The organism is Microbacterium sp. B35-30 (genome assembly GCF_010634855.1).
GTDB lineage: Bacteria > Actinomycetota > Actinomycetes > Actinomycetales > Microbacteriaceae > Microbacterium.
Genome location: NZ_MWLQ01000021.1, coordinates 38,411 through 62,831, shown reverse-complemented (window position 1 = coordinate 62,831; position 24,421 = coordinate 38,411). Strand labels below are relative to the sequence as shown.

At 71.6% G+C, this 24,421-nt stretch carries 21 protein-coding genes and 1 pseudogene; 14 read left to right on the top strand and 8 right to left on the bottom strand.

Annotated features, from left to right (window positions below):
• Nucleotides 1–41: 41 nt before the first annotated feature.
• The gene (locus tag B2K11_RS12445; RefSeq protein ID WP_163618603.1) at nt 42–983 is read left to right on the top strand and encodes an NADP-dependent oxidoreductase; all 942 of its coding nucleotides are present in this window, start codon (nt 42–44) and stop codon (nt 981–983) included.
• Nucleotides 984–992: 9 nt separating this feature from the next.
• Here the strand turns inward: B2K11_RS12445 and B2K11_RS12440 are convergent, their stop codons facing one another.
• On the bottom strand, nt 993–1,844 hold the full coding sequence (locus B2K11_RS12440; protein WP_163618602.1) for a sulfurtransferase: 852 nt from the start codon (nt 1,842–1,844) through the stop codon (nt 993–995).
• A 138-nt stretch (nt 1,845–1,982) separates the two neighbouring features.
• On the opposite strand from B2K11_RS12440, the gene B2K11_RS12435 reads away from it, so the two are divergent.
• The 4 genes and pseudogenes from B2K11_RS12435 (at nt 1,983) to B2K11_RS20825 (ending at nt 5,729) form a co-directional block, all read left to right on the top strand.
• Nucleotides 1,983–3,389, top strand: a complete 1,407-nt coding sequence (locus B2K11_RS12435) for a PLP-dependent transferase (RefSeq protein ID WP_163618601.1) — start codon at nt 1,983–1,985, stop codon at nt 3,387–3,389.
• A gap of 41 nt (nt 3,390–3,430) precedes the next feature.
• Nucleotides 3,431–4,456: a Gfo/Idh/MocA family oxidoreductase gene (locus tag B2K11_RS12430; RefSeq protein ID WP_163618600.1), complete on the top strand. Its 1,026-nt coding sequence runs from the start codon at nt 3,431–3,433 to the stop codon at nt 4,454–4,456.
• Nucleotide 4,457: 1 nt separating this feature from the next.
• A pseudogene (locus B2K11_RS20830) lies at nt 4,458–5,018 on the top strand (NYN domain-containing protein); the annotation flags it as partial.
• A 30-nt stretch (nt 5,019–5,048) separates the two neighbouring features.
• The gene (locus B2K11_RS20825; protein ID WP_345770782.1) at nt 5,049–5,729 is read left to right on the top strand and encodes an OST-HTH/LOTUS domain-containing protein; all 681 of its coding nucleotides are present in this window, start codon (nt 5,049–5,051) and stop codon (nt 5,727–5,729) included.
• Nucleotides 5,730–5,764: 35 nt separating this feature from the next.
• Here the strand turns inward: B2K11_RS20825 and B2K11_RS12415 are convergent, their stop codons facing one another.
• Nucleotides 5,765–6,592: an alpha/beta hydrolase gene (locus B2K11_RS12415; RefSeq protein ID WP_163618599.1), complete on the bottom strand. Its 828-nt coding sequence runs from the start codon at nt 6,590–6,592 to the stop codon at nt 5,765–5,767.
• Nucleotide 6,593: 1 nt separating this feature from the next.
• Nucleotides 6,594–7,979: an FAD-linked oxidase C-terminal domain-containing protein gene (locus tag B2K11_RS12410; RefSeq protein ID WP_163618598.1), complete on the bottom strand. Its 1,386-nt coding sequence runs from the start codon at nt 7,977–7,979 to the stop codon at nt 6,594–6,596.
• A gap of 121 nt (nt 7,980–8,100) precedes the next feature.
• Between B2K11_RS12410 and B2K11_RS12405 the strand changes: the two genes are divergently transcribed.
• From B2K11_RS12405 to B2K11_RS12375, 7 genes are all read left to right on the top strand, one after another.
• Nucleotides 8,101–9,303: an ROK family transcriptional regulator gene (locus B2K11_RS12405; RefSeq protein WP_204260110.1), complete on the top strand. Its 1,203-nt coding sequence runs from the start codon at nt 8,101–8,103 to the stop codon at nt 9,301–9,303.
• 9 nt (nt 9,304–9,312) lie between these two features.
• Nucleotides 9,313–10,410, top strand: a complete 1,098-nt coding sequence (locus tag B2K11_RS12400) for a substrate-binding domain-containing protein (protein WP_163618597.1) — start codon at nt 9,313–9,315, stop codon at nt 10,408–10,410.
• 69 nt (nt 10,411–10,479) lie between these two features.
• Nucleotides 10,480–11,415: an ATP-binding cassette domain-containing protein gene (locus tag B2K11_RS12395; protein WP_239525999.1), complete on the top strand. Its 936-nt coding sequence runs from the start codon at nt 10,480–10,482 to the stop codon at nt 11,413–11,415.
• Nucleotides 11,412–12,656, top strand: coding sequence for a sugar ABC transporter permease (locus B2K11_RS12390; RefSeq protein ID WP_163618595.1), 1,245 nt, complete (start codon nt 11,412–11,414; stop codon nt 12,654–12,656). The genes B2K11_RS12395 and B2K11_RS12390 overlap by 4 nt, the downstream gene beginning before the upstream one ends.
• Nucleotides 12,657–12,953: 297 nt before the next feature.
• Entirely contained in the window at nt 12,954–14,033 is a 1,080-nt protein-coding gene (locus B2K11_RS12385; protein ID WP_163618594.1) for a substrate-binding domain-containing protein, read from the top strand.
• 82 nt (nt 14,034–14,115) lie between these two features.
• The gene (locus B2K11_RS12380) at nt 14,116–14,925 is read left to right on the top strand and encodes an ATP-binding cassette domain-containing protein (RefSeq protein WP_163618593.1); all 810 of its coding nucleotides are present in this window, start codon (nt 14,116–14,118) and stop codon (nt 14,923–14,925) included.
• Nucleotides 14,922–16,193, top strand: a complete 1,272-nt coding sequence (locus B2K11_RS12375; protein ID WP_163618592.1) for an ABC transporter permease — start codon at nt 14,922–14,924, stop codon at nt 16,191–16,193. The genes B2K11_RS12380 and B2K11_RS12375 overlap by 4 nt, the downstream gene beginning before the upstream one ends.
• 72 nt (nt 16,194–16,265) lie before the next feature.
• On the opposite strand, the gene B2K11_RS12370 is transcribed toward B2K11_RS12375, so the two are convergent.
• The 3 genes from B2K11_RS12370 to B2K11_RS12360 form a co-directional block, all read right to left on the bottom strand.
• On the bottom strand, nt 16,266–17,000 hold the full coding sequence (locus B2K11_RS12370; RefSeq protein ID WP_163618591.1) for an NAD-dependent deacylase: 735 nt from the start codon (nt 16,998–17,000) through the stop codon (nt 16,266–16,268).
• Nucleotides 16,997–17,617, bottom strand: a complete 621-nt coding sequence (locus B2K11_RS12365; RefSeq protein ID WP_163618590.1) for a hypothetical protein — start codon at nt 17,615–17,617, stop codon at nt 16,997–16,999. The genes B2K11_RS12370 and B2K11_RS12365 overlap by 4 nt, the downstream gene beginning before the upstream one ends.
• Before the next feature lie 97 nt (nt 17,618–17,714).
• Nucleotides 17,715–19,247, bottom strand: a complete 1,533-nt coding sequence (locus B2K11_RS12360) for a CitMHS family transporter (protein WP_163618589.1) — start codon at nt 19,245–19,247, stop codon at nt 17,715–17,717.
• A gap of 256 nt (nt 19,248–19,503) precedes the next feature.
• Here B2K11_RS12360 and B2K11_RS12355 point away from each other — a divergent pair, with 256 nt between their 5' ends.
• Nucleotides 19,504–21,153 carry a sensor histidine kinase gene (locus B2K11_RS12355; protein WP_204260109.1) on the top strand — a complete coding sequence of 550 codons (1,650 nt, stop codon included), beginning with the start codon at nt 19,504–19,506 and terminating at the stop codon, nt 21,151–21,153.
• A complete protein-coding gene (locus B2K11_RS12350) occupies nt 21,150–21,806 on the top strand; it encodes a response regulator (RefSeq protein ID WP_163618588.1) in 657 nt (218 codons plus the stop codon). Before B2K11_RS12355 ends, B2K11_RS12350 begins: the two co-directional genes overlap by 4 nt.
• A 19-nt stretch (nt 21,807–21,825) precedes the next feature.
• Here the strand turns inward: B2K11_RS12350 and B2K11_RS12345 are convergent, their stop codons facing one another.
• Nucleotides 21,826–23,361: an ATP-dependent DNA ligase gene (locus tag B2K11_RS12345; protein ID WP_163618587.1), complete on the bottom strand. Its 1,536-nt coding sequence runs from the start codon at nt 23,359–23,361 to the stop codon at nt 21,826–21,828.
• Between the two features lie 66 nt (nt 23,362–23,427).
• Nucleotides 23,428–24,420 carry a DUF1731 domain-containing protein gene (locus tag B2K11_RS12340; protein ID WP_163618586.1) on the bottom strand — a complete coding sequence of 331 codons (993 nt, stop codon included), beginning with the start codon at nt 24,418–24,420 and terminating at the stop codon, nt 23,428–23,430.
• Between the last annotated feature and the right edge of the window lies 1 nt (nt 24,421).

The window sequence follows — 24,421 nt, the reverse complement described above, 5'->3', positions numbered from 1 at the left end:
CTGCGCGAAGAGCCGCCTCGACGACAGGAGTTGCCCCCGCCATGACCACCGCGATCGTGTACACCGAGTTCGGCGGCCCCGAAGTGCTGCACGAGATCCCCGTCCCCGAGCCGGTGCCCGGCCCCGACGAGGTCGCGATCCGCGTCACCGCGGCCGGCGTCAACCCGATCGATGCGAAGCTGCGCTCCGGCGCACGCCCGTCGGGCGAGATCACCGAGCCGCGACGCGTGGGCGGCGACGGCGCGGGCGTCGTGGTCGCCGTCGGCGACGAGGTGGACGGGTTCCGGGCCGGCGACCCGGTCGTGTTCGCTGGTGCGTCCGGCGCGTACGCGACCGAGGTGGTCGTCCCCGCCGGGCGGGTCTTCGCCCGCGCACCGCACGTGAGCGCCGCCGAAGGCGCCGCACTCGGCATCCCGGTCGGCACCGCCTACCAGGCGCTGCGCTCGCTCGCCGTCGGCAACGGCGACACCCTCCTCGTGCACGGCGGATCGGGTGCCGTCGGGCAGGCGCTCATCCAACTGGCCGTGCTGTGGGGCGCGAGCGTCGTGGCGACCTCGTCCGAGCGCCGGTTCGAACGGTTGAGTGCGCTCGGCGCCACGCCCGTGGAGTACGGCGAGGGGCTCATCGACCGCGTGCGCGACGTCTCCCCGCACGGCGTGACGGTCGCGATCGACGCGGCCGGCACCGATGAGGCCCTGGAGACGTCGATCGAACTGGTGCCCGATCGGCAGCGGATCGCGACGCTGGTGCGCGGACGGGATGCCGCGGGCCGCGGCATCCGTGCGTTCTCGGGCGGGTCTCCCCAGCCGCTCACCGCTCAGCAGCAGGTGTGGCGCACCGAGGCTGTGCCGGTCGCGGTCGCCCTGATGGCGGCGGGGCGCTTCTCGGTGGAGCTCGGCCCGTCATTCGCCCTCGCCGACGCAGCAGACGCGCACCGCGCGATCGAGGCGGGCGTGGACGGCAAGATCACCCTGGTGCCCTGACGCCGGGGGTCACACGCCGGCGGTGACCTCGGCCGGCGCGGCGCCGGTGGCGATCGGGCGCCCAGGAGTGTTCGACCACTGGCTCCATGAGCCCGGGTAGATGCCGAGCCGCAGTCCCGCCCGCTCGGCGGCGAACACCGCCTGCGCGGCGGTGATGCCCGACCCGCAGTAGGCGGCCGCGGTCACGTCCTCGGTGACGCCGACGGTGGCGAACAGTGCACGCAGGCTCGCGGCATCCCGGAAGCGCTCACCGTCCATGTACGCGCCGGTCGGAAGGTTCACGGCTCCGGGGATGTGCCCCGCGATCGGGTCGACGGGCTCGACCTCGCCGCGGTAGCGCTCGGCGGCGCGCACGTCGATGAGCACCCCGGAGGCGGCGAGCGCCGCGGCCCCGTCGATCGAGAGCACCGGCTCCGCCAGCGGGGCGAGCGACACGTCGCCGGGCTCGGGCACCACGGGTCCGGTCTCGAGCGGCAGGCCGGCGGCCCGCCACGCGCCGAGCCCCCCGTCGAGGATGCGCACGTCGCCGACGCCCGAGCGCGTGAGCAGCCACCACGCGCGCGAGGCGCCGAGGGAACGGTCGTCGTCGTAGATCACGACGGTGTCGCCGTCGCGAAGACCCCAGCGGTGGGCGGCGGCCTGCAGACCCTTGGTGGACGGGAGCGGATGCCGCCCATCCTCGGGCCGGCCGTGCTGCGAGAGCTCGGTCTCCATGTCGACGTACACGGCGCCGGGCACGTGTCCCTCGAGGTGCTCGACGCTGCCGTCCGGACGGTCGAGGCGGTAGCGGACGTCGAGCACGCGGACGGCGCCGGCACGGATGAGGTCGTCGAGTTCTGCGGGGGTGATCAGCTGCGCCACTGGCCCATTCTGGCTTCCATTCCGGCTCGCCTCTCACCCGCGCGCGCTCTACCGCCGCGCGGGGGCGCCGGAGCCGGCGCCGCAACAGTTCGACACACGACGTACCGGCACGGCCCACCCGGCTCGACAATGGTCAGCATGCCTCGTGCCACCGACAACGACCTGCCGCCTCGTCCGGCCGCCCCTCGCTCGTTCGCGACGGCGCAGGTGCAGGCCGGGTTCGACTCCGGCGTCGCGGAGAACACCGCTGTTCCCGCCATCCACCAGTCCAACGGCTTCGAGTTCCGATCGCTGTCCGAGGCGCGCGACCTCTTCGCACTCCGCAAGGACGGCAACATCTACAGCCGGGCCGCGAACCCGACCGTGCTCGTGTTCGAGCGCAGGGTGGCCGAGCTCGAGGGCGGCATCGGCGCCGCGGGCGTGGCGTCCGGCCAGGCGGCCGTCGCGGTGGCGCTGCTCGCGCTCGCCAAGCAGGGCGAGCACATCGTCGCCGCGCGCCAGCTCTACGGCGGCACGGTCGACCTGCTGCAGGACACGTTCGCCGACTGGGGCATCGAGGTCTCGTTCGTCGACCAGGACGACATCGAGGCGTGGCGCGCCGCCGTGCGTCCGACCACCCGCGCGCTCTTCGCCGAGTCGATCTCGAACCCCATCGCGCAGGTGCTCGACCTCGGCGCGGTCGCAGCCGTCGCCCGCGCCGCGAGCGTGCCCCTCGTGATCGACAACACCGTCGCGACGCCGTACCTGCAGCGGGCCAAGGATTTCGGGGCCGACATCGTGGTTCATTCCGCGACGAAGTTCCTGGGCGGCCACGGCACCTCGCTCGGCGGGGTCGTCGTCGACCTGGGCACGTTCGACTTCACCGTCCAGCCCGAGCGCTGGCCCCAGCTGACGCAGACCTACCCGCGCGTCCCCGACGGCAGCCTCGTCGAGCGCTTCGGACAGACGGGGTCGCCGTACATCGCGCTCGTCAAGACGAAGTACGTCCACGACCTGGGCCCGTCGCTGTCGGCGTTCAACGCCTTCCAGCTGCTGCAGGGTCTCGAGACGCTCGACCTCCGCATGCAGCGCCACACCGAGAGCGCGCTCACCGTCGCGCGGTTCCTCGAGACCCATCCCGCGGTCGCGCGGGTGCACCACCCGGGGCTCGACTCCAGCCCGTGGCGAGCCCAGGCGCAGACCTACCTCCCGCACGGGGTGAGCTCGGTGTTCGCGTTCGACCTGCCCGCGACGGGCGATGCCGAGGCCGACTTCCGCCTCGTCGAGGAGTTCATCTCGCGCCTGCAGGTGGTCAGGCTCGTCGCCAACATCGGCGACGCCCGCAGCCTCGTCGCCCACCCCGCCTCGATGACGCACAGCCACATGTCGCCGACGCAGCTGGCCGAGGCCCACATCGGCCCGACGACGGTGCGCCTGTCGATCGGCCTGGAGGACGCCCGCGACATCGTCGACGACCTCGCCCGCGCGCTCGACCGGATCACCGAGAGCGCCCAGAGCGCCCAGAGCGCCGACGCGGCGCGGCAGCCGGAGGCCGTCGCGCGCTAGCAGATCGGGCGCCGGTGCGCTCCCGCCGCTAGCCTCGTGTCATGACCTCAGAGTCCTCACCATCGGGCCGGCAGTCCCCCGGCTCGTCCTCCCCACGCTGGGGCATCCTCGGTCCCGGAGGCATCGCACGGGCCTTCACGGCGGACCTCCGCACCGCGGGGCTCGACGTCGCCGCGGTGGGATCGCGTCGCCGCGAGACCGCGGAGGCGTTCGCCGCCGACTTCGACATCCCCCGTGCCCACGGCTCGTACGAGGACCTGGTCGCCGACCCCGACGTCGACATCGTCTACATCGCCACACCGCATCCGATGCATGCCGCCAACGCCCTGCTGGCGCTCGAGGCCGGAAAGCACGTGCTCGTCGAGAAGCCCTTCACGCTGAACGCCGCAGAGGCCGCAGCGGTCCGCGACGCCGCGGCCGAGCGCGGACTGCTCGCAATGGAGGCCATGTGGACGCGGTATCTGCCCCACATGGTGCGCATACGAGAGATCGTGGCCTCGGGCGCGCTCGGCGAGATCCGTGCGATCACCGCCGACCACACCCAGCGGATCTCGAGCGATCCCGCCCACCGGCTCAACGACCTGGCACTCGGCGGCGGCGCCCTGCTCGACCTCGGGATCTACCCGGTGTCGTTCGTGTGGGACATCCTCGGCGAGCCGCTGTCGATCGGGGCGTCCGCCCGCCTGGGCGACACCGGAGCAGACACCGAGATCGCCACCATCATGGCCCACGAGTCCGGGGCGCTCTCCACGACGCTCTCCGCCTCCCGCGCGGCCGGCCCCAACACGGCCGCGATCATTGGAACCGACGCCCGCCTCGAGATCGCGCGCGTCTGGTACACCCCGACGTCATTCCGTGTCGTCTCGCACGACGGCACGGTGCTCGAGGACTTCGTCTCCGACGTCGCCGGCCGCGGGATGCAGTACCAGGCGCTGGCGGCCGCGCGCTATCTCACCGAGGGTCGCACCGATTCGGACGTGCTGCCCATCGACGAGACCGTCGCGATCATGGCCGCGCTCGATGAGATCCGCGCGCTCGTGGGCGTGCGCTACCCCGGAGAGGCCTGACATGCCCGATCTTCAGAATCCCCGCGTCGCGGTGTACCTCGACTTCGACAACATCGTGATGTCCTGGTACGACCGCGTGCACGGCCGCAACTCGTACTCGCGCGACCGCCAGCGCATCGCCGAGAACCCGGCCGATCCCGAGATCGCCGACCGGCTCTCGGCGGCGACGATCGACGTCGGCGCGATCATCGACTTCGCGGCATCCTTCGGCACGCTGGTCCTCACCCGTGCGTACGCCGACTGGTCGGCTCCCGTCAACGCGATCTATCGCTCGCAGCTCGTCGCCCGTGCTGTGGATCTGGTGCAGCTCTTCCCCGCCGCGGCATACGCCAAGAACGGGGCCGACATCCGCCTCGCCGTGGATGCCGTCGAAGACATGTTCCGCCTGCCCGACCTCACGCACGTCGTCATCGTCGCCGGTGACTCGGACTACGTCCCGCTCGCCCAGCGATGCAAGCGCCTCGGCCGCTACGTGGTGGGTGTCGGCGTGGCCGGGTCGACGGCGAAGTCGCTGGCCGCCGCCTGCGACGAGTTCGAGGCGTACGACTCGCTGCCCGGCGTCCCGCGCTTCTCGCGTGAGCCCGCGAAGGCCGTGAAGGCCCCCGACAAGGCGCCGGAGAAGGCGCCGGCGAAGGCGAAGGCCGCTTCTTCGAGCCGCGCCACGAAGGCGAAGGAGACTGGCGGCGCAGCAGCCACCGCGGCGCCGCGCTCGGGAGGCCGTCGAGGGACGGCGAAGACGGCAGTGACGGATGCCGCGGCTCAGGAAGCCGTCACGCCCGAGGCCGTCACGCCCGAGGCCGTCACGCCCGAGGCCGTCACGCCCGACACTGTTGCAGACGACGCCGCCGAGGCGGCCCCGACCCGGTCGGCGCCCGAGATCGAGGCCGCGCTCAACGAGGCGCTGGAGACCGCGGCGCCGCCTAAGCGCACGAATCGTCGCGCCTCATCCAAGACGGTCGCTGCGCGCGCCGAGGCCGCGGCTCCCGAGGCGCCGGAGCCCGTGGAGCCGTTGCCCGTGGAGGAGCCGGCAGAGGATCCGCAGGAGACGGCGACCCGGCTGCTCGAGCGCGCGCTGCGGCTCGGCCACGACAAGAACGACGACTCCGAGTGGCTCCACAGCTCGGCGGTCAAGACGCACATGCGACGCATGGACCCGTCGTTCAGCGAGAAGGCGCTGGGCTATCGCTCGTTCAACGACTTCGTGAAGGCGCGCGAGTCGATCGCCGAGCTCGAGGAGACGGGGCACGAGCGACTGGTGCGGCTGCGCGAGTAGCGGTCCCGCCGCCCGCCGCCCGGGGGGCGGGCACGTCAGCCGATGCGGGCGAGGAAGTCGAGCAGCCCGGCGTTGAACGCCGCCGGCTGCTCGATGTTCGCCGCATGGCCGTCGTGCGCGATGACCGCCGACTCGCCCCGCGGTGCGAGCGCAGCGGCGGCCGCCGCGTGCGAGCTCGGCCAGAACTCGCTCTCGGCGCCCGCGACGAAGAGCACCGGCAGCGGCGTCGCCGCGATCACCGGCCGCCAGTCGGCCTTGGCGTGGTCGTTGAGGAGCGCGAGCTCGCCGGGGCTCAGCGCGCGCTCGGCGCCCTTCATGGCTCGCAGCAGGCGCACCAGCCGCATGCCGCGCCGGAGCATCGGGGTGCCGTGCCCGGTCTCGGGAATGCCCGTGGCGAAGTACGTGTCCACGTTCTCCGGGGTGTAGCCGTAGAAGCCGTGCGACCAGTCGGCGGTGTTGAGCATCTTCGGCGTCTGATCGACCGACACGACCGCGGCGACGCGCTCCGCGCCTTCCTGGCCGAGGTACGACCAGATGGTGTTCGCTCCCATCGAGCCGCCCACCAGGACGGCGTCGCGTAGGTCGAGCGCCGCGAGCACGTCGCGGACGTCGCTCCCCCGACGAGCCATGTCGACGCCCGACGCCGGTCGCTCGGCGGCGCCGTGGCCGCGGACGTCGACGGACAGCACCCGATAGCCCGCGCGCGCCAGCGCCGGCACCTGGTACCGCCAAGTGGTGGCGGCGGCCTTGAACCCGGCCAGCAGCACGATCGGCCTGCCGGTGGGATCTCCCGCCTCGTCGACGTGCAGCCGCACCCCGTCATCTGCGTGGATCACGGAGTCGTCGGCGTGGATCGAGGGCATCTCAGTCTCCGTTCGGAAAGGCCTTGCCGGGGTTGAGCATCCCGGCCGGGTCGAGCGCGTGCTTGATCGAGCGGTGCAGTCCTCGCACCACCGGGCTGAGCTCCGCCGCCGCGCCGCCCAGCTTGAGGAGGCCCACGCCGTGCTCACCGGTGACGGTTCCGCCGAGGGCGCGGCAGTCGTCGACGATGCGGTCGAACGCCGCCTTCGCACGCGACTTCGCATCGTCGTCACCCTCCGGCGCGATGATCAGCGGATGCAGGTTGCCGTCGCCCGCGTGCGCGATGTTGGCGATCACGACACCCGCGTCGGCCGCTGCCGCCTCGATCCGCGCGAGCATCTCGGGAACGGCGCCGCGCGGAACGCAGACGTCCTCGGTCAGCACCGGGCCCAGCCGCTCCAGTGCGGGGTACGCGAGGCGCCGGGCCGCGAAGAGCCGGTCGATGTCGGCGGGCTCCACCGCCCGTTCGACGCGGTCGCCGCCTTCCGTGCGGAAGTGCGCCTCGATCGCGGCGGCGAGCTCCTCGCCGCGCGCACCGGGCTCGTCCACCTTGGCCAGCAGCAGCGCGTTCGCGTCCTCCGGCAGGTCCCAGCCCTGCCATTGCGCCACGGCGTGCAGGCAGGTGCGGTCGATCAGCTCGAGCGCCGACGGCACGATGCCCGCCTCGGACACGGCGGCGACCGCGCGTCCGGCATCCGTCAGCGTCCGGAAATAGCCGACGACCGCGCGTTCCTCGCGGCCGCCGAGCGGTCGCAGCTTCACCGTGACGTCGACGATGATGCCCAGCGTGCCCTCGGAGCCGACGAACAGGCCGGTCAGGTCGTACCCCGTGACGCCCTTGGCGGTCGTGCGGCCGAGCTTCGCGATGCTGCCGTCGGCGAGCACCACCGTCATACCGATGACATAGTCGCGGGTCACCCCGTATTTCACGCAGCAGATGCCGCCGGCGTTGGTCGCCACGTTCCCGCCGATGGTCGAGATCGCCTGGCTCGCCGGGTCGGGCGGGTACCAGAGCCCGTGCGCGGCGACGTGGCGGCGCAGGTCGTCGTTCAGCACCCCCGCCTCCACGACGGCGTAGCGTTCGGCGGCGTCGACCTCGACGATCCTCGTCATCCGCTCGAGCGAGAGGACGAGGCATCCGCTCGTCGCGTTCGCGCCTCCTGAGAGACCGGTGCCCGCGCCGCGCGGCACGATCGCGACCCCGTGCGCCGCCGCGATGCGGACGGTCGCGACGACATCGTCGATGCGCGATGCGAAGACGACGGCGGCGGGCAGCCCGAACTCGGCCCACTCCGCGTCGTCGTGACTCAGCCGCTCGAGCGTCTCGGCGTCGGTGGCGACGGTGTGCGGCGGCAGTGCGGCGCGGAGCGCCTCGGCGACGGAGTGCATGGCGTACCGATGCTAGTCCGTGCGGCCCCACGGGGATCGTCTCTGCACCGCGAACCCATGGCCGACCTGGGAAATCGCCACGCCCGGTCCACGATCGAGGGGGTGGGCTACAGTGTGACCTGTGGCACGCCGTAATGCCCCGCCGGGCTCGCAGACCTCGCTGCGCGAGGCCAATCGCGCGCGCGTCGTCGAGTCGCTCAAGCGCCACGGCCGCCTCACCCAGATCGAGCTCGCCGGCAGCACCGGTCTCTCTCCCGCCACGGTGTCGAACATCGTCAAAGAGCTGACGGCCTCGGGACTGCTCCACACGTCGTTCACCACGAGCAGCGGTCGCCGCGCCACCCTCGTGTCGCTCGCGCGGCGGCTGGGTCTCGTCGCCGGCGTCCACTACAGCTCGCGGCAGCTGCACATCGCGATCGCCGACACCGCGCGCACCATCGTCACGCAGTCCTCGCTCCCGCTCCCCCTGGATCACCGCCACGACTCCGAGCTCGACCGCCTCGCGCTGCTGCTCGGCGACATGATGGAGTCGCTCGGCGGGTCGCTGGCGGACCTCCTCGCCGTCGGGCTGGCACTGCCCGCGCCGATCGATCCGCGCACCGGCATGGTGTCGACCCCCGGCCTGCTGCGCGGCTGGGAGGGCGTCGACGTCGCCGAGAGCCTCTCGGTGCGCATCGGCCGGCCGGTGCACGTCGACAGCGAGGCGAACCTCGGCGGACTCGCCGAGGCGCGCGAGGGCAACGGCCGCGCCGCCGCATCCTCCGTGTTCATCCGCGTCGGCCACACCATCAGCGCCGGACTCGTGGTCGGCGGGGACCTGTTCCGCGGCGTCAACGGCAAGGCGGGCCAGATCGGCCACGTCACGCTCGACGAGAACGGGCCGATCTGCCGCTGCAGCAACCGCGGGTGCCTCGAGACCTACGCGGGCGGACCGGCGCTGCTGTCGCTGTTCCCGCCGAGCGAGGGCATGCACCGCCTCGGCGACCTGCTCCACGCCGCGGAGGCCGGGGACGGCGCCGCACGCCGCGTCATCGCCGATGCGGGACGCCACATCGGCATCGCCGCGGCGAGCCTCTGCAATCTCTTCGATCCCGAGGTCATCGTCGTCGGCGGCGAACTGGGGCTGGCGGGCGAGATCCTGATGGCGCCGATGCGGCACTCGCTCGAGCGCACCGCACTGCCGTCGGCAGGCGGCCTGCCCGAGATCGTGGGCGCCTCCTTCGGCGAGTGGGCCGAGACGCGCGGGGCGATCGCCATCGCGCTCGACCATGTGACGGTCAGCGCTCAGCTCCCGACGGCAACCTCGCTTCCCATCACCGCATAGGCTCGTCCGATGTCCCGCATCCGACACGATCGGCCGTGGCGGCGCCCGGGCGGGCGCCGCACCGCGGTGGCCGCCGCCGTCGTGCTCGTCGCGGCGGCGCTGCTCTCGGCCTGCACCGGGACACCCACCGAGAACGACCCGCCCAGCGATGACACCATCGCGCTCCTCCTGCCCGATGCGAAGACGGCACGCTACGAGACGTTCGACAGGCCGCTGTTCGAAGCCCGCGTGGCCGAGCTCGGGGACTACGACGTCCTGTACGCCAACGCCGATCAGGACGCCGCGAAGCAGCAGCAGCAGGCGGAGTCCGCCCTCACCTCCGGCGCGGGCGTGCTCGTCCTCGATCCGGTGGATGCCAACGCCGCCGTCAGCATCGTGAGCACCGCCAACGCCAAGGGCGTGCCGGTCATCTCGTACGACCGCCTGATCGCCGGGGGCGACCTGGCGTACTACATCTCCTTCGACAACGAGAAGGTCGGCGTGCTGCAGGCGCAGGCATTCGTCGACGCGATGCGCGCGACGGACGACGGCAGCGGCATCCTGATGGTGAACGGCTCGCCGACCGACAGCAACGCGGCGCTGTTCAAGCAGGGCGCCCACAGCATCATCGACGACAGCGGCCTACGCGTGCTGGCCGAGTACGACACGCCGGGGTGGAGTCCCGAGAAGGCGCAGGAGTGGGTGTCGGGCCAGATCGCCCAGCACGGCGATGCGATCGCGGGGGTCTACGCCGCGAACGACGCCACCGCCGGCGGCGCGATCGCGGCGCTGCGGGTCGCGAACGTGGATCCGCTCCCGATCGTGACCGGACAGGATGCCGAGCTCTCGGCCATCCAGCGGATCCTCACCGGCGACCAGTACATGACGGTGTACAAGGCGATCAAGCCGCAGGCCGAGCTCGCCGCCGAGGTCGCCGTCAAGCTGCTGCACGGCGAGGAGGTCACCGCACCGCTGGAGATCGAGGGGACGCCGGCCACGCTGCTCGACCCCGTGGCGGTGACGATCGACGAGATCATGGACACCGTGGTCGCCGACGGGTTCTGGAGCGTCGACGACATCTGCACGCCGGCCTACGCCGATGCGTGCCAAGCTGCGGGCATCGGGTAGGGTCTCGACTCTGGCAGGGGTCGGCTGGGGCCGGAACGACGACGAGGACGAAGCGAGGACGAGGCGAGGATGTCGATGACGCACCCGCGGACGGGGCGGCCGCGCGAACGCGTGCTGACGATGCGCGGCATCGGCAAGCGGTTCGGCGCGGTCAAAGCGCTCACCGACGTGGACTTCTGGGTCAACGAGGGCGAGGTGGTCGCACTCGTCGGCGACAACGGCGCCGGCAAGTCCACCCTCGTCAAGGTGCTGGCCGGCGTGCACCCGCCCGACAGCGGATCGATCGAGTTCGACGGCGAAGAGGTGGGCATCGGCTCCCCCGCGGACGCCCAGCAGCTCGGGATCGAGACGATCTTCCAGGACCTCGCGCTGTGCGACAACCTCGACGTCGTCGCGAATCTGTGGCTCGGCCGCGAGCTCCGCGACGGCGCCACCCTCGACGAGGTCGACATGGAGCAGCGCACCTGGACGCTGCTGCGCGAGCTGTCGGCCAAGATCCCTTCCGTACGCGTCCCCGTCGCCTCCCTGTCGGGAGGTCAGCGCCAGACCGTCGCGATCGCCCGTTCGCTGATCGGCGAGCCTCGCGTCGTCATCCTCGACGAGCCGACGGCGGCGCTGGGCGTCGCGCAGACCGCCGAAGTGCTGAACCTCATCGAGCGCCTCCGGGAGCGCGGGCACGGCGTGATCCTCATCAGCCACAACATGGCGGACGTCATGGCCGTCGCCGATCGCGTGGTGGTGCTGCGCCTCGGCCGCAACAACGGCGTGTACAACGTCGCCGACGTGACGAGCGAGATCCTCATCGCCGCCATCACGGGGGCGGTCGACCACTCCGCGGCACCGCGGCGTACACCGGAGCGCGTGCCGGAGCGGTCGGATGCCGTAGCCACCGCTCCGCGTGATGAGGAACCGTCCGACGAGCAGACCGCCGGCGGCACGGTGATCCGCATGCCGCGCGCCGGCTCCCGCCGCACTCCCCGACCCCGCGGGGACGGGAGCCGATGAGCGCGCGCGGTGAGCGACTGACCGAGCCGACCGGCGACGAACGGCTCCTGAGCGGCAGCGGCATCCGTCTCGCTCTGGAAGGCTTCCTGACGCGCATCCGGGGCGGCGACCTCGGGGCTCTCCCCGTCGTGCTGGGGATCGCGGTGATCTGGACGGTGTTCCAGCTGCTGAACCCGGTCTTCCTCTCCAGCGAGAATCTCGTCAACCTCACGATGCAGTGCGCCGCCATCGGCACGATCGCACTCGGCGTCGTCCTGGTGCTGCTCGTCGGCGAGATCGACCTCTCGGTCGGCTCGGTCTCAGGGCTCGCCGCCGCGGTGCTCGCCGTGAGCTTCGTGCAGCTGCAGTGGAACCTCTTCCTGGCGCTGGCCGCCGCGATCGTCGTCGGCTGCCTCGTCGGGCTGCTCTACGGCTATCTCTTCACGCGCTTCGGGCTGCCGAGCTTCGTCATCACGCTGGCCGGTCTTCTCGGGTTCCTCGGACTGCAGCTGTGGGTGCTCGGCGAGACGGGCTCGATCGCCATCCCGTTCGACTCCTGGCTCGTGCAGTTCGCGCAGCAGATGTTCCTGCCCGCGTGGGCGTCCTACGTCGTGGCGGTGCTGGCGGCGGCCGCGTTCGCCTGGTCGCTCCTGCGCCGCGCGCGACGGCGGGCGGCGGCGAATCTGGTGAGTCAGAGCTACACCGAGATCGCGGTGCGCAGCGCCGTCCTGCTCGCCTTCCTCCTGGTGGCGACGTGGTACCTGAACATCTACCGCGGCGTCGGCGTGATGTTCCTGTTCTTCCTCGGTCTCATCGTCGCCATGAACTTCGTGCTGACCCGCACCCGCTGGGGACGGGCCGTGTACGCCGTCGGCGGATCGGTCGAGGCCGCCCGGCGTGCCGGCATCCGGGTCGACCGCATCTACCTCTCGGTGTTCGCGATGTGCTCCACGCTCGCCGCGGTGGGAGGCATCCTGGCGGCCGCACGGCTGGCATCGGCGAACCAGAGCTCGGGCACGGGGGATGTGAACCTCAACGCGATCGCGGCGGCCGTCATCGGCGGGACGAGCCTCTTCGGCGGGCGCGGATCGGCGTTCTCGGCGCTCGTCGGCGTCGTCGTGATCCAGTCGATCTCGTCGGGCCTGACCCTCATGAACCTCGACTCGTCGGTGCAGTTCATGGTCACCGGCGTGGTGCTCGTGCTCGCGGTGATCGTCGACTCGCTCTCCCGCCGCACACGCGCAGCCACCGGCCGCGCCTGAACCCAGTGCGGCGACGCACTGGGTTCACTTGGCGAACACTCGGCGAGGGGCACTCCGACGCTTGGCCAGCCCCGGTGCGCATTATGCATGCGCAAGGCGGGTCTCGCACACATTCTGCACGGTAAGCGCTCTCTTCGGCGCGAGCTTCTCGGCTGGCCCGTGGTCAAACCGCCGGCGTTGCCAAAGCGTTACGTTCAAGACTTGACGCCAAGAATGCCCGTCATCGATGATCGCATCAGCGCGAAGAAACCGGGGACGATCCTGGGGCTCGCTCGCTTCAATGACGAAAGGCGAATGATGAAGAAGTCTTCACTCCTCGCGGTGGCCGCCCTCACGGGCGCGGCCGCGGTGATGCTGGCCGGCTGCGCCGGCGGCAACGGCGACACCGGGGACGGCGGTGACGACGGCGGCGACGCCGCGAGCACGCGAGCGTGCGTCATCCTCCCCGACGCCGCCTCGTCGGCCCGCTGGGAGAACCTCGACCGCCGCTACCTCCAGGAAGGGCTCGAGGCCGCGGGCTTCGAGGCCGACATCCAGAACGCCCAGGACGACGTCGAGGCGTTCGCGACCATCGCGGACCAGCAGCTCACGCAGGGCTGCGGCGTCATGATGCTCGTCGACATCAACGGCGCTGCCGTCTCGGTTGCCGAGAGGGCGAAGGCCGAGGGCATCCCGGTCATCGCCTATGACCGCTCCTTCAAGGGCTCCGACTACTACGTCTCGTTCGACAACGTCGAGGTCGGGCGACTGCAGGGCCAGACGGTGCTGGACGGACTCGAGGCCGCGGGGAAGGACCCCGCCACCGCCACCGTCGTGTACATGGGCGGCGACCCGACCGACAACAACGCCGGGATGTTCAAGGAAGGCGCGGTGGAGGTCATGGAAGCGGCCGGGATCACTCCCGCCGCAGAGCCGCCGGGAGTCTGGGACGGCGCGCAGTCGCAGACCAACTTCGAGCAGGCGCTGACCAGCTTGAACGGCCAGGTCGACGGCGTCTGGGTGGCCAATGACACGAACGCCGCGGGCGTGATCAAGGTCCTTCAGGACAACAACCTGACCGGTGTCGCAGTGTCCGGGCAGGACGCAGATGTCGCCGGGCTGCAGAACGTCCTGCTCGGCTGGCAGACGGCGACCGTCTGGAAGCCGATCGAAGAGCTTGCCACCCAGGCTGTCGAGCTCGCGGTAGCGCTGCTGGAAGGCGAGACCCCTGAGGCGGACGCGGAGCTCGAGGACGGCACGCCGTTCTTCCAGTCGACGCCCATCCTCGTCGGCCCAGAAGAGGTCAAGGACGTCGTCGCGTCAGGACAGACGGCGTACGACGAGGTCTGCACCGCCGAGGTCCTGGCCGCCTGCGAACAGTACGGAGTGACCGAGTAAGTCCTGCAGGTCATCGCCACGGGGCGTCGCGTCTAAGGCGCGGCGCCCCGTCCGGCGACACGGCGCATCCCAAGGAGCGAGCATGTCAGAAACCCTCACGGCGACGGAGCCGATCATCCGGCTCGTCGGCGTCAAGAAGTCATTCGGTCCCGTCAGCGTCCTCAAGGGAGTGGACCTCCGCGTTCATCCAGGACGGGTCACCGCCCTGGTCGGCGACAACGGCGCCGGAAAGTCCACCCTCATCAAAGGCCTCGCGGGCGTCCAGCCGTACGATCAAGGCGAAGTGCTGATCGACGGCGTCCATCGGGACCTTCACGCGCCAAGAGATGCCTCGGCGCTCGGCATCGAGGTCGTCTACCAGGACCTCGCCCTGGCCGACAACCTCGATATCGTGCAGAACATGTTCCTCGGCCGCGAGGAGACGGCGTTCGGGACGTTCGACGAAGGGCGCATGGAGAAGGAGGCGTCCGACACCCTCCGATCGCTCTCAGTGCGCACGGTGAGATCGGTCCGACAAAAGGTGTCGAGCCTTTCCGGCGGCCAGCGGCAGACGGTTGCGATCGCGCGCGCGGTCCTGAAGAAGGCCCGAGTGGTCATCCTCGACGAGCCGACCGCCGCACTGGGCGTCGCCCAGACGGAGCAGGTGCTCAACCTCGTGAAGCGGCTCTCCGAGCAGGGCGTCGCCGTCATTCTCATCAGTCACAACCTCGCCGACGTCTTCGAGGTGGCCGACGACATCGCTGTGCTCTATCTCGGCCAGATGGTGGCGCAGATCGACACGAAGGACACCAACCGCGACGACGTCGTGGGGTACATCACCGGCACCAAGACGCTCGGCGGAGTCCAGATCATGAGCACCGAGACGATTCGCACCGAAGGGGGCGCGGAATGAGCACCAACGCGACACGCACCGAAGCTGCACCCGATCCGGTGGCGAGCGACCTCATCGGGAGCGGTGTCGAAGGCGGCCTGCGCGAGCAGGCGCAGGCATGGTGGCAGCGCGTTCGCGCAGGCGACATGGGAGCCCTCCCCGCCATCGGCGGCCTCATCGTCCTCGGCATCCTCTTCTCACTGCTGAGCGACTTCTTCCTCACCGAGCGCAACTTCGCCAATCTGCTCAACCAGGCCGCAACACTCGTCGTGCTCGGGATGGCGCTGGTCTTCGTGCTGCTGCTCGGCGAGATCGACCTTTCCGCCGGCGTCACGGGCGGGGTCGGAATGGCCCTGTTCGTGGTTCTCAACACGGTGTGGGGTTTCCCCTGGCCGCTGGCGCTCCTCGTCGGGTTCGGGTTCGGCTTCCTGACCGGTGCGCTGATAGGTTTCTTCGTCGCCAGGATCGGCATCCCGTCATTCGTCGTGACGCTGGGTCTCTTCCTGGGGTTCCAGGGTCTGGCGCTGACCGTCATCGGAGCGGGAGGGCTCTACCGCATCGAGGTTCCCGAGCTCATCGCGCTGCAGCGTGCGAACCTGCCGACGTGGGGCGGCTGGGTGCTGTTGGCGGTGATCCTCGCAATCTCGGCGGCGACATCGTTCTGGGATCGCGCTCGGCGCCGTCGCGCCGGCGTGCCCAACCGCACGGTCTCGCTCGTGTTCATCAAGCTCGCGGTGATCGCGGTCCTCGGCGGAGCGGTTGTGTACGTGCTCAATCGGGACCGGGGTCAGTCGGTCGTAGAGGTCTCGGGGGTTCCCCTCGTCGTCCCGATCGTCCTGGCGATCCTCTGGGTCGGCACCTTCGTGCTGGACCGCACGAAATTCGGTCGCTACATATACGCGATCGGTGGGAATGCGGAGGCGGCCCGACGATCGGGCATAAAGGTCCGCTGGATCAAGTGGTGGGCTTTCGTGATCTGCTCGAGCCTGGCGGTGGCCTCAGCCCTCCTCAGCGTGTCGCGGGTCGGCTCGGTGGATGCCACCGTCGGCCGTGACATCGTGCTCTCGGGCGTGGCCGCGGCCGTCGTCGGCGGCGTGAGCCTCTTCGGCGGGAAGGGGCGCCTGATGCACGCCGCGATCGGTGCGCTCGTGATCGCGACGATCACCAACGGCCTCGGCCTGCTGAACCTCCCTGCAGGCATCAACCTGCTCGTCACAGGCGGCGTCCTCATCCTTGCCGCAACGGTGGATGCGCTGTCGCGTGTGCGATCGGGCGGCGGCAGAACGTAGATCCATCGGGCAACGCGGAGGCGCCGGGCGGAGGACCGCTCGGCGCCTTCGTCGTCCGCCTCCGTGGCGACCTCAGGACTCAACGATCCGATCGCGCTGTGCCGCGATCACCTCGTCGACCCATGCCGGCACGAGCTCGGTCGCACGACCGGCGCGCGCCTCGTCGAACGGCACCGCGTCCTCGAAGAGCAGCAGGGTGTCGCGCGGCTCGAGGTTGAGCTCGGTCGTCCGCGCGCCGAAGGCCGCCGCGAGCGCGACGTACCCCGCGGCGGGATAGACCGCCCCGGACGTGCCGATGGAGACGAACTCATCGCACGCCACCACCGCGTTCTCGATGCGCTCGAGCTCGTACGGCATCTCGCCGAACCAGACCACGTCGGGGCGCAGCATCCGCTCTCCGCACTCGGGGCAGGGCGGGCGATCGATGAGGTCGCCGTCCCACTCGGGCCGTGAGCCGCACGCGCCGCACAGCGCCCGGCGCAGCTCGCCGTGCATGTGCACGAGGCGGCGGCTGCCGGCGCGCTCGTGCAGGTCGTCGACGTTCTGCGTGACCACGAGCAAGTCGTCCCCGATCGCGCCTTCGAGCCGGGCGAGGGCGCGATGGGCGGCGTTGGGCGCCACGGCTCCGAGGGCACGGCGCCTCTCGTCGTAGAAGGCGAGCACGGTGTCGGGGTCGCGCTCGTAGGCCTCCGGCGTCGCGACGTCTTCGACGCGGTGCCCCTCCCACAGGCCGTCGGCGCCGCGGAAGGTGGGCACGCCGCTCTCGGCGGAGATGCCGGCCCCGGTGAGGACGACGATCCGCGTCATCGGACCGTTCCCGGCGCCACGTGCGACAGCACGCGCTCCCACACGTCGGCGAGGATCAGGCGAGAGGTGGGATCGGTGGTCTTCGGGACCATCTCGACGCGCGCAGACGGGAGCCGCTCGGCGAACCAGCGCGCCGCGCCGGCGGCGGCATCCGGGTCGTCCCGCCCGTTCATCAGCAGCGTCTTCGCGTCGATGCGCTGCAGCAGCTGTCCGAGCTCGTAGCCCCCGAGCTCGGACTCGGGACGCGGCACGGCCACGAGGGCGAGCCGGTCGACTCCGACGCCGACGAGGGCGGCGACCCTGACGGCCAGCTCCCCGGCGGCGGCCACGCCGACGATGCCGGCGGGGCGATCCTCACGCTCCTCGGTGACGAACTGCGCGATCCGCCGGGCGGTGGCCTCCGCGGGCGTCGTTCCGCGGTAGGCCACCGGGTCGTCGACGTCGTCGACAGTCAGTCCGATGGCCACGACGCGCGCGTCGCGTCGCATCGTGGCGTCGGGCAGCGGATCGGACAGCGCCGAGGCGCCTCCGCGGAGAAGGAAGACGGTGCGCTCTGCGCCGGGTGCCCCGAAGCTGCGGTGCTCGTAGGCGGCGTCGGGTGCAGCTGCTCTGGTCATGGCGAAAGCCTACGAGCCGCAGGAGCCGCCGGGGCAGTCACCGCGCGGCCGGCGCGCGCCGAGAATCAGGCGCGCGCCGGGAGCAGGCATCCCCCGCTCAGGCGATGAGCGGGATCGCACCCACCAGCACGCCGACGGCGAGCATCGCGAGCGACACGACGCAGGCCCGCCACAGCACCTTCTTGTGGTGATCGCCGAGGTTGACGCTCGCCAGCGAGACCAGCAGCAGGATGGCGGGCACGAGCGGGCTCTGCAGGTGCACCGGCTGGCCCGTGATCGAGGCGCGGGCCATCTCGACCGGCGCGATCCCGAAGTGCTCGGCGCTCTGCGCCAGCACGGGGAGGATGCCGTAGTAGAACGCATCGTTCGACATGAAGAACGTGAACGGGATCGACAGGATGCCGGTGATCACGGCCAGGAAGGGTCCGAGCGAGGCGGGGATCACAGTCGTGATCCAGGTCGCCATCGCATCGACCATGCCGGTGCCGTTCAGCACGCCGACCAGCACACCGGCCGCCAGCACCATCGAGACGACGCCGACGATGCTCGGCGCATGGGCGACGATCTCGTCGGCCTGGCTCTTGAGCTTCGGGAAGTTCACGAACAGCGCGATCGCGGCGCCGACCATGAAGACGTAGGCGAGCGGGAAGACGTCGAGCACCAGCAGCACCATCACCGCGAGGGTCAGTGCCAGGTTGAACCAGATGAGCTTCGGCCGCAGGGTGGCGCGGTTCGGGTCGAGCATCGTGTCAGCCATCGCGGTGTCTTCGCGGTCGACGACGGCCGTGGCGATGGGCAGGCTGCCCCGCCCGCCGGCGAGCGTCACGATGTTGCCGGTGCGCAGCGTCGCGCGGGCGCCCGGCTTCGTGTCGCTGCCGCGGAAGATGCGAGGTCCGGCGAGCACTCCCCCGCCGTCGAGGCGCGACTCGTCGATGCTGCCGATGCGCTTGCGCTCGGAGAGTCCGAGGAACCAGGCGAAGGCCAGGGAGATGACGATGCCGGCAGCGAGCGAGGGCAGCATCGGCACGAAGATGTCGGTGGGCTGCAGGCCCAGCGCGGTCGCCGCGCGCACCGTGGGGCCGCCCCACGGGACGATGTTCAGCGTGCCGTTCATGAGGCCTGCGACGCAGGTGAGCACGACGGGGCTCATGCCCAGGCGCAGGTAGATCGGCAGCATCGCGGAGGTCGTGATGATGAAGGTCGTCGACCCGTCGCCGTCGAGCGAGACCGCTCCGGCCAGCACCGCCGTGCCCAGCACGACCTTGGCGGGATCGTCGCCGAGCAGCCGCGTGATCGCGCGGATGAGCGGATCGAACAGTCCGACATCGATCATGATGCCGAAGTACATGATGGCGAACATCAGCAGCGCGGCGGTCGGCGCCATGCTGCCGATGGCGTCGAGGATCATGTCGCCGAGCCCGAGTCCGGCGCCGGCGAACAGCCCGAACACGGTCGGCACGAGGATGAGCGCGACCATCGGCGTCAGCCGGCGCGTCATGATGAGCGCCATGAAGACCAGCACCATCGTGAAGCCCAGCGCGACGAGCACGCCCTCGGACGGCACGAAGGCGGTGGCGTAGCCCTCGTCGGCCTCGGCGGCCTGGAACAGGATCGGAACTGCCGCGTTCATCTCGACTCCTTCGTCGTGTCGTGCGGGTGGTGGCGTCGCACCGGTCTCGGTGCGTTCCCGCGAGGCTAGGCGCGAGGCACGGCTCGTCGCGCGTTAAGTCGCATTCCCGCAGGTTGTGCGCGTAGCGTGTGTTCTGCGCATTGTGCTCACGTACGCGGAGACGGGTCCCCTCATCGGTCCCGGCCATTCGTCGGCCCGTCCCCACATCAGCCCGTCCACACATCAGCCCGTCCACACATCAGCCCAGGGAGGTGGGATGCGCTTCGCGACACGGCTGCTGCTGATGCAGCTGGCGACGGTGACCGCCGTCGTCGCCGTGTGCGCGCTCGTCTTCGGGTGGCTGGGCGTGCGCCAGCTCCGGGCGGAGTCCGAGGCCGCCGCCCTCAACATCGCCCGCACGGTCGCGGAGGATCCCGACGTGAAGTCGCTGGTCGCCGAGTTCTCCGCCGACCCGGGAACGCCGGATGCCGCGCAGCTGCGCACCGGCGCCCTCCAGCAGATCGCGGCCGACGTGGCAGATCGCACGGACGCGCTGTTCGTCGTCATCACCGACGATCACGGCATCCGTCTCGCCCACCCGACGGAGGAGCTTCTGGGCCAGGTCGTCTCGACGCCCTTCGCCGAGGTGCTCGAGGGCAACGAGGTCGTCGACTGGGAGGTGGGCACCCTCGGCGAATCCGCCCGTGCCAAGGTGCCGGTCTACCCGGAGGACGGCGGCGCGCCCGTGGGCGAGGTGAGTGTCGGATTCGAACGCGCGAGCGTCTTCGACGACCTCCCCGCACTCGTCGCCACCATCGCGATCGCCGCGGTCGGCGGGCTGGCGCTGGCCGCCGTGGCCACGCTGCTGCTTCGACGTCGGTTCGAGCGGCTCACCCTCGGGCTCCAGCCGGAAGAGCTCGTGACACTCGTGCAGAATCAGGCGGCGGTGCTCGAGGGGGTCGGCGACGGCGTCGTGGCGCTGGATCCCGACGGCGTCGTGCGGGTGTGCAATGAGGCCGCCGAACGGATGCTGGGGATCGACGCGGCGGCCGGGCGCCGCTTCGACGAGCTCCCATTGCCCGAGACCGTGCGCGACGCCGTGCGCGACGGGGCGTCGGGCGTCGAGGCCGTCGTCGGCGACCGGGTGCTGTACCTCGACACCCGGCCGGTGCAGCGGGACGCACGGGCGCTGGGCCAGATCGTGGTCGTGCGGGACCGCACCGACGTCGAGGCGCTCGCCGGCCGGCTCGAGACCGTGCGTGCCATGACCGAGGCGCTGCGGGTGCAGCGGCACGAGTTCGCCAATCGCCTGCACGTCGCGTCCGGCTTGATCGACGCGGAACGCGTCGACGAGGCGCGCGCGTTCCTCGGCGACCTGACCGAGCGCGGCGCCGTGGACTTCGGCGTCGCCGGGCTCGAGCGCGTGCCCGACGCGTTCCTGACGTCGCTGCTCGGCGCGACGGCCGCGACGGCGCGGGAGCGCGGCGTGACGGTCCGCGTCTCGGAGGACACCCTGCTGCTGAGCGAGGTGGCCGAGGCGGAGGACGTGGCGGCGGTGCTGGGCAACCTCGTCGGCAACGCCGTCACCGCGGCGGTCGGCGGCGCACAGCCCGGCTGGGTCGAGATCGCGCTGCTGGGCGACGGCGGCGAACTGGTGATCACGGTGGCCGACTCGGGTGGCGGCATCCAGCCGCCGGGAGCCGACCCCTTTGCACGCGCCACCACCCGAGACGCGGCGGCGAGCCGGAGCGACACCGTGCACGGGCACGGCTTCGGGCTTCCGCTCTCACGCGACCTCGCACGCCGCCGCGGCGGTGACGTGTGGCTGATCGACCCCGGCGGCCAGGGGTCCGGTGCCGTGTTCGGCGCTCGGCTGCCCGGCGCACTGCGCCCCGCCAGCGGGAACCCCGAGGAGAAGAGCGCATGAATCGTCCCATCCGGGTGCTGGTCGTCGACGACGACTTCCGCGTCGCCGGACTGCACCGTGACATCGTGGCGTCGCGGCCCGGATTCACCGCACTCGATGCCGTGCAGTCGCTCGGCGCCGCACGGCAGGCGGTGCGGGCGCACGCCCCCGATCTGCTGCTCGTCGACGCCTTCCTTCCCGACGGCGACGGCGTCGAGTTCGCCGCCGCGGCCGACATCGACGCGTTCGTGCTGTCGGCTGCCACCGATGCCGCCACGGTGCGCCGCGCCCTGCAGGCGGGGGCGCTCGCCTATCTGACGAAGCCCTTCGACGCCCGGGTGCTCGCCGAGCGGCTCGACCGCTATGCGCGGATGCGCAACCTGCTGGTCACCGACCGGCCGCTGGAGCAGGAGCAGATCGATCGCGCCCTCGCGATCATGCACGGCGGCGCGGAGCCCGCGACCGTCACCCGCTCGGCGACCGAGCAGCTGATCCTCGAGGGGCTCGGCGACGACGAGGCGTCCGCTGCGGAGATCGCCGACCGGGTCGGCATCTCGCGAGCGACCGCCCAGCGGCACCTCGCGGGGCTCGCCAGCCGCGGCCTGGTCGATGTGCGACTGCGCTATGGGACGACGGGCAGGCCCGAGCACCGGTACATCGCGGTCCGCCGCTGACGTCGGGGCGGCCCCCCACTCATCCCCGCAGCAGACTCCGCAGCGCGTCGATCGTGTCCGCCTCCGCGGGGCCCTTGTCGGGCCGATAGCCCTTCACACGCGCGAAGCGCAGAGCGACACCGCCCGGGTAGCGCGTCGAGCGCTGCACCCCGTCGATGGCGACCTCGACGACTGTCTCGGGCCGCACGTGCACCGCATGCGACGAGCGGTGCGTCTCGATGGTCGGGAAGAACTCGGTCTGCCAGCGCAGCGTCGCATCGGTGAGGCCCTTGAAGGTCTTGCCCACCATCACGAAGGCTCCCGGCTCGCCGAACGCCCCCTCGGGGTCGCGGGCACCCAGGCGCAGGTTCGAGAGCTGCCCGGTGCGCCGGCCCGATCCCCACTCGACGGCGAGCACGACGAGGTCGTAGGTCAGCACGGGCTTGACCTTGAGCCAGCTCTTTCCCCGGCGCCCGGCGGCGTAGGGGGCATCGAGCCCCTTCACCATCACGCCCTCGTGCCCGGCGGCGAGCGCCTCGCGCGAGAACTCCTCGGCGCGCGCCGCGTCGTCGGTGACGATGCCGGGCACGCGGGCATCGCCGACGGCACGGTCGAGCAGCTCGAGGCGCGTCGCGAGCGGCTCGTCGATGAGGTCGCGGCCGTCCAGATGCAGGATGTCGAAGAACCACGGCCGCAGCACGACGGCGGCCGCGTCGTCCGCCCCGAGCGAGCCGAAGCGGGCCATCGTGTCCTGGAAAGGACGCGGGCCGCCGTCCTCATCGAGCGAGAGGGTCTCGCCGTCGAGGATCACCCGGTCGGCCGGCAGCGCCCGCACGGCGGACACGATCTCGGGCACGCGGTGGGTGATGTCGGCGAGGCTGCGGGTGAACACGCGCACGTCGTCGCCGTCGCGGTGCACCTGGATGCGTGCGCCGTCGAGCTTGTACTCGACGGATGCCGCGCCGCCGAGCGTCTCGAGCGCCTCCGCCGTCGAGCCCGCCGTCGCGGCGAGCATCGGCAGCACGCCGCGCCCCACCTCGAGGCCGATGGCGGCCAGCTCTTCGGGCGCGCCGATGAGGGCGGTCCGCGCCGTGGCGCCGAGGTCGCCCGACAGCATGGCGGCACGCCGCACGGTCGGCGCGTCGCGGTCGGATGCCTTCGCGACGGCGTCGAGCAGCACGCCCTCGAGCGCCCCGGTGCGCAGTTCGCCGAGCATGACGCGGGCGAGGAAGTCCCACTCCCCCGCCGTGGCGGTGCGCGCCAGCTGGTCGAGAGCGGCGGCGCGGGTGGCGACGGACCCCGGGCCGTCTGCCCCGGCGAGCCGGTCGAGCGCCTCATCGACGTCGCCCACGGTCAGCGTCGGCTCGTCGGCGTGCGTCACGGCGAGATTCGAGAGACTCCGCCACCCGACGCCGAGGCGCCCCTGCCGCGGACTCGCGGTCAGGAACCCGATCGCCGGCCGGATCTCATCGGCGTCGAGCCGGCGGAGCACCTCCGCGAGCGCGGCGACCTTGGCCAGTCGCGACGACGTCGAGGCCACGGCATCCGTCGCCGTCACGAGCTCGTGGAGCAGCATGCCCGCATTCTCGCACCCGGCCCCGACACGCGCCCACCCCGCAGGCGTCGGGGACCACGACCGGCGTCAGCGCCGTCGCGACCCGAGCGACGCGACGACGTCGCGCAGCGCCGGTTCCAGCTCGGGATGGGCGAACCCGTACCCCGCCGCGGTGAGCGCCTCGGGAACCACCCAGCGGCTCTTGAGTATGAGCTCCGGCTCGGTGCGCAGCACCCACATCGCCGGTTCGAGCATGAACCGCCAGGCGGGCAGTCCGATCGGCGCGCCGACGATGCGGCGCAGCGTCGCCATGAGCCCGCGGTTGTCGGAGGTCTCGGGAGCCGCGAGGTTGACCGGTCCCGCGATCTTCGGGTCGTCGCGCACGAACCGCACCGCTCCGACCACGTCGTCGAGGTGGATCCAGCTGAACCGCTGCCGGCCGCGCGATCGGTGGCGCGGCGCGCGACCGTCACCGGTCGGTTCCGGGCCGATGCCGCGATAGCGCGTGTGCGGGAACCACCATCCGTCGTACTGGGGACCGCCGAGTCCGACACGGGCCAGCCGCACGAGGCTGCGCGTCGCGGGACCGTCGCCGAGCACGATCGCCATGCGCAGTGCCACCCGACGGGTGGACGGAAGACTCGCCGCGAAGAACTCGTCCTCCCAGGTGCGGGCCACGTCGACGGAGAACCCCGTGCCGAGCTCACCCTGCTGCTCCGTCTGCGGCCGGTCGAGGGCGTAGCGGTAGATGGTCGCCGTGCTCGCATTCAGCCACAGCGGCGGCGGGGCGGCGGCGCCCTCGATGGCGTGACGCAGCGCGCGGGTGGTCTCGACGCGCGAACGCAGGATATCGTCGCGGTTCTCGTCGGTGTAGCGGCAGTCGACCGACTTGCCCGCGAGGTTCACCACGATCGCCGCGCCGTCGATGAGGGCGCGGATGCCGTCGGCATCGGGCCACGTCGCGTCGGCGCCCGCCCGGCCGATGGTGCGCACGTCGTAGCCGTCCTCGGCGAAAGCTCGCACGAGCGCGCGACCGACGAAGCCCGAGGCGCCCGCGACGACGGCGACCGGTCGGCTCATC

What these genes read in the sequence shown, in the direction of transcription:
- B2K11_RS12445 (WP_163618603.1), top strand. Translation starts at nt 42, where the DNA reads ATGACCACCGCGATCGTGTACACCGAGTTCGGCGGCCCCGAAGTGCTG.
- B2K11_RS12435 (WP_163618601.1), top strand. Translation starts at nt 1,983, where the DNA reads ATGCCTCGTGCCACCGACAACGACCTGCCGCCTCGTCCGGCCGCCCCT.
- B2K11_RS12430 (WP_163618600.1), top strand. Translation starts at nt 3,431, where the DNA reads ATGACCTCAGAGTCCTCACCATCGGGCCGGCAGTCCCCCGGCTCGTCC.
- B2K11_RS12415 (WP_163618599.1), bottom strand. Translation starts at nt 6,592, where the DNA reads ATGCCCTCGATCCACGCCGACGACTCCGTGATCCACGCAGATGACGGG.
- B2K11_RS12410 (WP_163618598.1), bottom strand. Translation starts at nt 7,979, where the DNA reads ATGCACTCCGTCGCCGAGGCGCTCCGCGCCGCACTGCCGCCGCACACC.
- B2K11_RS12400 (WP_163618597.1), top strand. Translation starts at nt 9,313, where the DNA reads ATGTCCCGCATCCGACACGATCGGCCGTGGCGGCGCCCGGGCGGGCGC.
- B2K11_RS12395 (WP_239525999.1), top strand. Translation starts at nt 10,480, where the DNA reads ATGTCGATGACGCACCCGCGGACGGGGCGGCCGCGCGAACGCGTGCTG.
- B2K11_RS12390 (WP_163618595.1), top strand. Translation starts at nt 11,412, where the DNA reads ATGAGCGCGCGCGGTGAGCGACTGACCGAGCCGACCGGCGACGAACGG.
- B2K11_RS12385 (WP_163618594.1), top strand. Translation starts at nt 12,954, where the DNA reads ATGAAGAAGTCTTCACTCCTCGCGGTGGCCGCCCTCACGGGCGCGGCC.
- B2K11_RS12380 (WP_163618593.1), top strand. Translation starts at nt 14,116, where the DNA reads ATGTCAGAAACCCTCACGGCGACGGAGCCGATCATCCGGCTCGTCGGC.
- B2K11_RS12375 (WP_163618592.1), top strand. Translation starts at nt 14,922, where the DNA reads ATGAGCACCAACGCGACACGCACCGAAGCTGCACCCGATCCGGTGGCG.
- B2K11_RS12370 (WP_163618591.1), bottom strand. Translation starts at nt 17,000, where the DNA reads ATGACGCGGATCGTCGTCCTCACCGGGGCCGGCATCTCCGCCGAGAGC.
- B2K11_RS12365 (WP_163618590.1), bottom strand. Translation starts at nt 17,617, where the DNA reads ATGACCAGAGCAGCTGCACCCGACGCCGCCTACGAGCACCGCAGCTTC.
- B2K11_RS12360 (WP_163618589.1), bottom strand. Translation starts at nt 19,247, where the DNA reads ATGAACGCGGCAGTTCCGATCCTGTTCCAGGCCGCCGAGGCCGACGAG.
- B2K11_RS12355 (WP_204260109.1), top strand. Translation starts at nt 19,504, where the DNA reads ATGCGCTTCGCGACACGGCTGCTGCTGATGCAGCTGGCGACGGTGACC.
- B2K11_RS12350 (WP_163618588.1), top strand. Translation starts at nt 21,150, where the DNA reads ATGAATCGTCCCATCCGGGTGCTGGTCGTCGACGACGACTTCCGCGTC.
- B2K11_RS12345 (WP_163618587.1), bottom strand. Translation starts at nt 23,361, where the DNA reads ATGCTGCTCCACGAGCTCGTGACGGCGACGGATGCCGTGGCCTCGACG.
- B2K11_RS12340 (WP_163618586.1), bottom strand. Translation starts at nt 24,420, where the DNA reads ATGAGCCGACCGGTCGCCGTCGTCGCGGGCGCCTCGGGCTTCGTCGGT.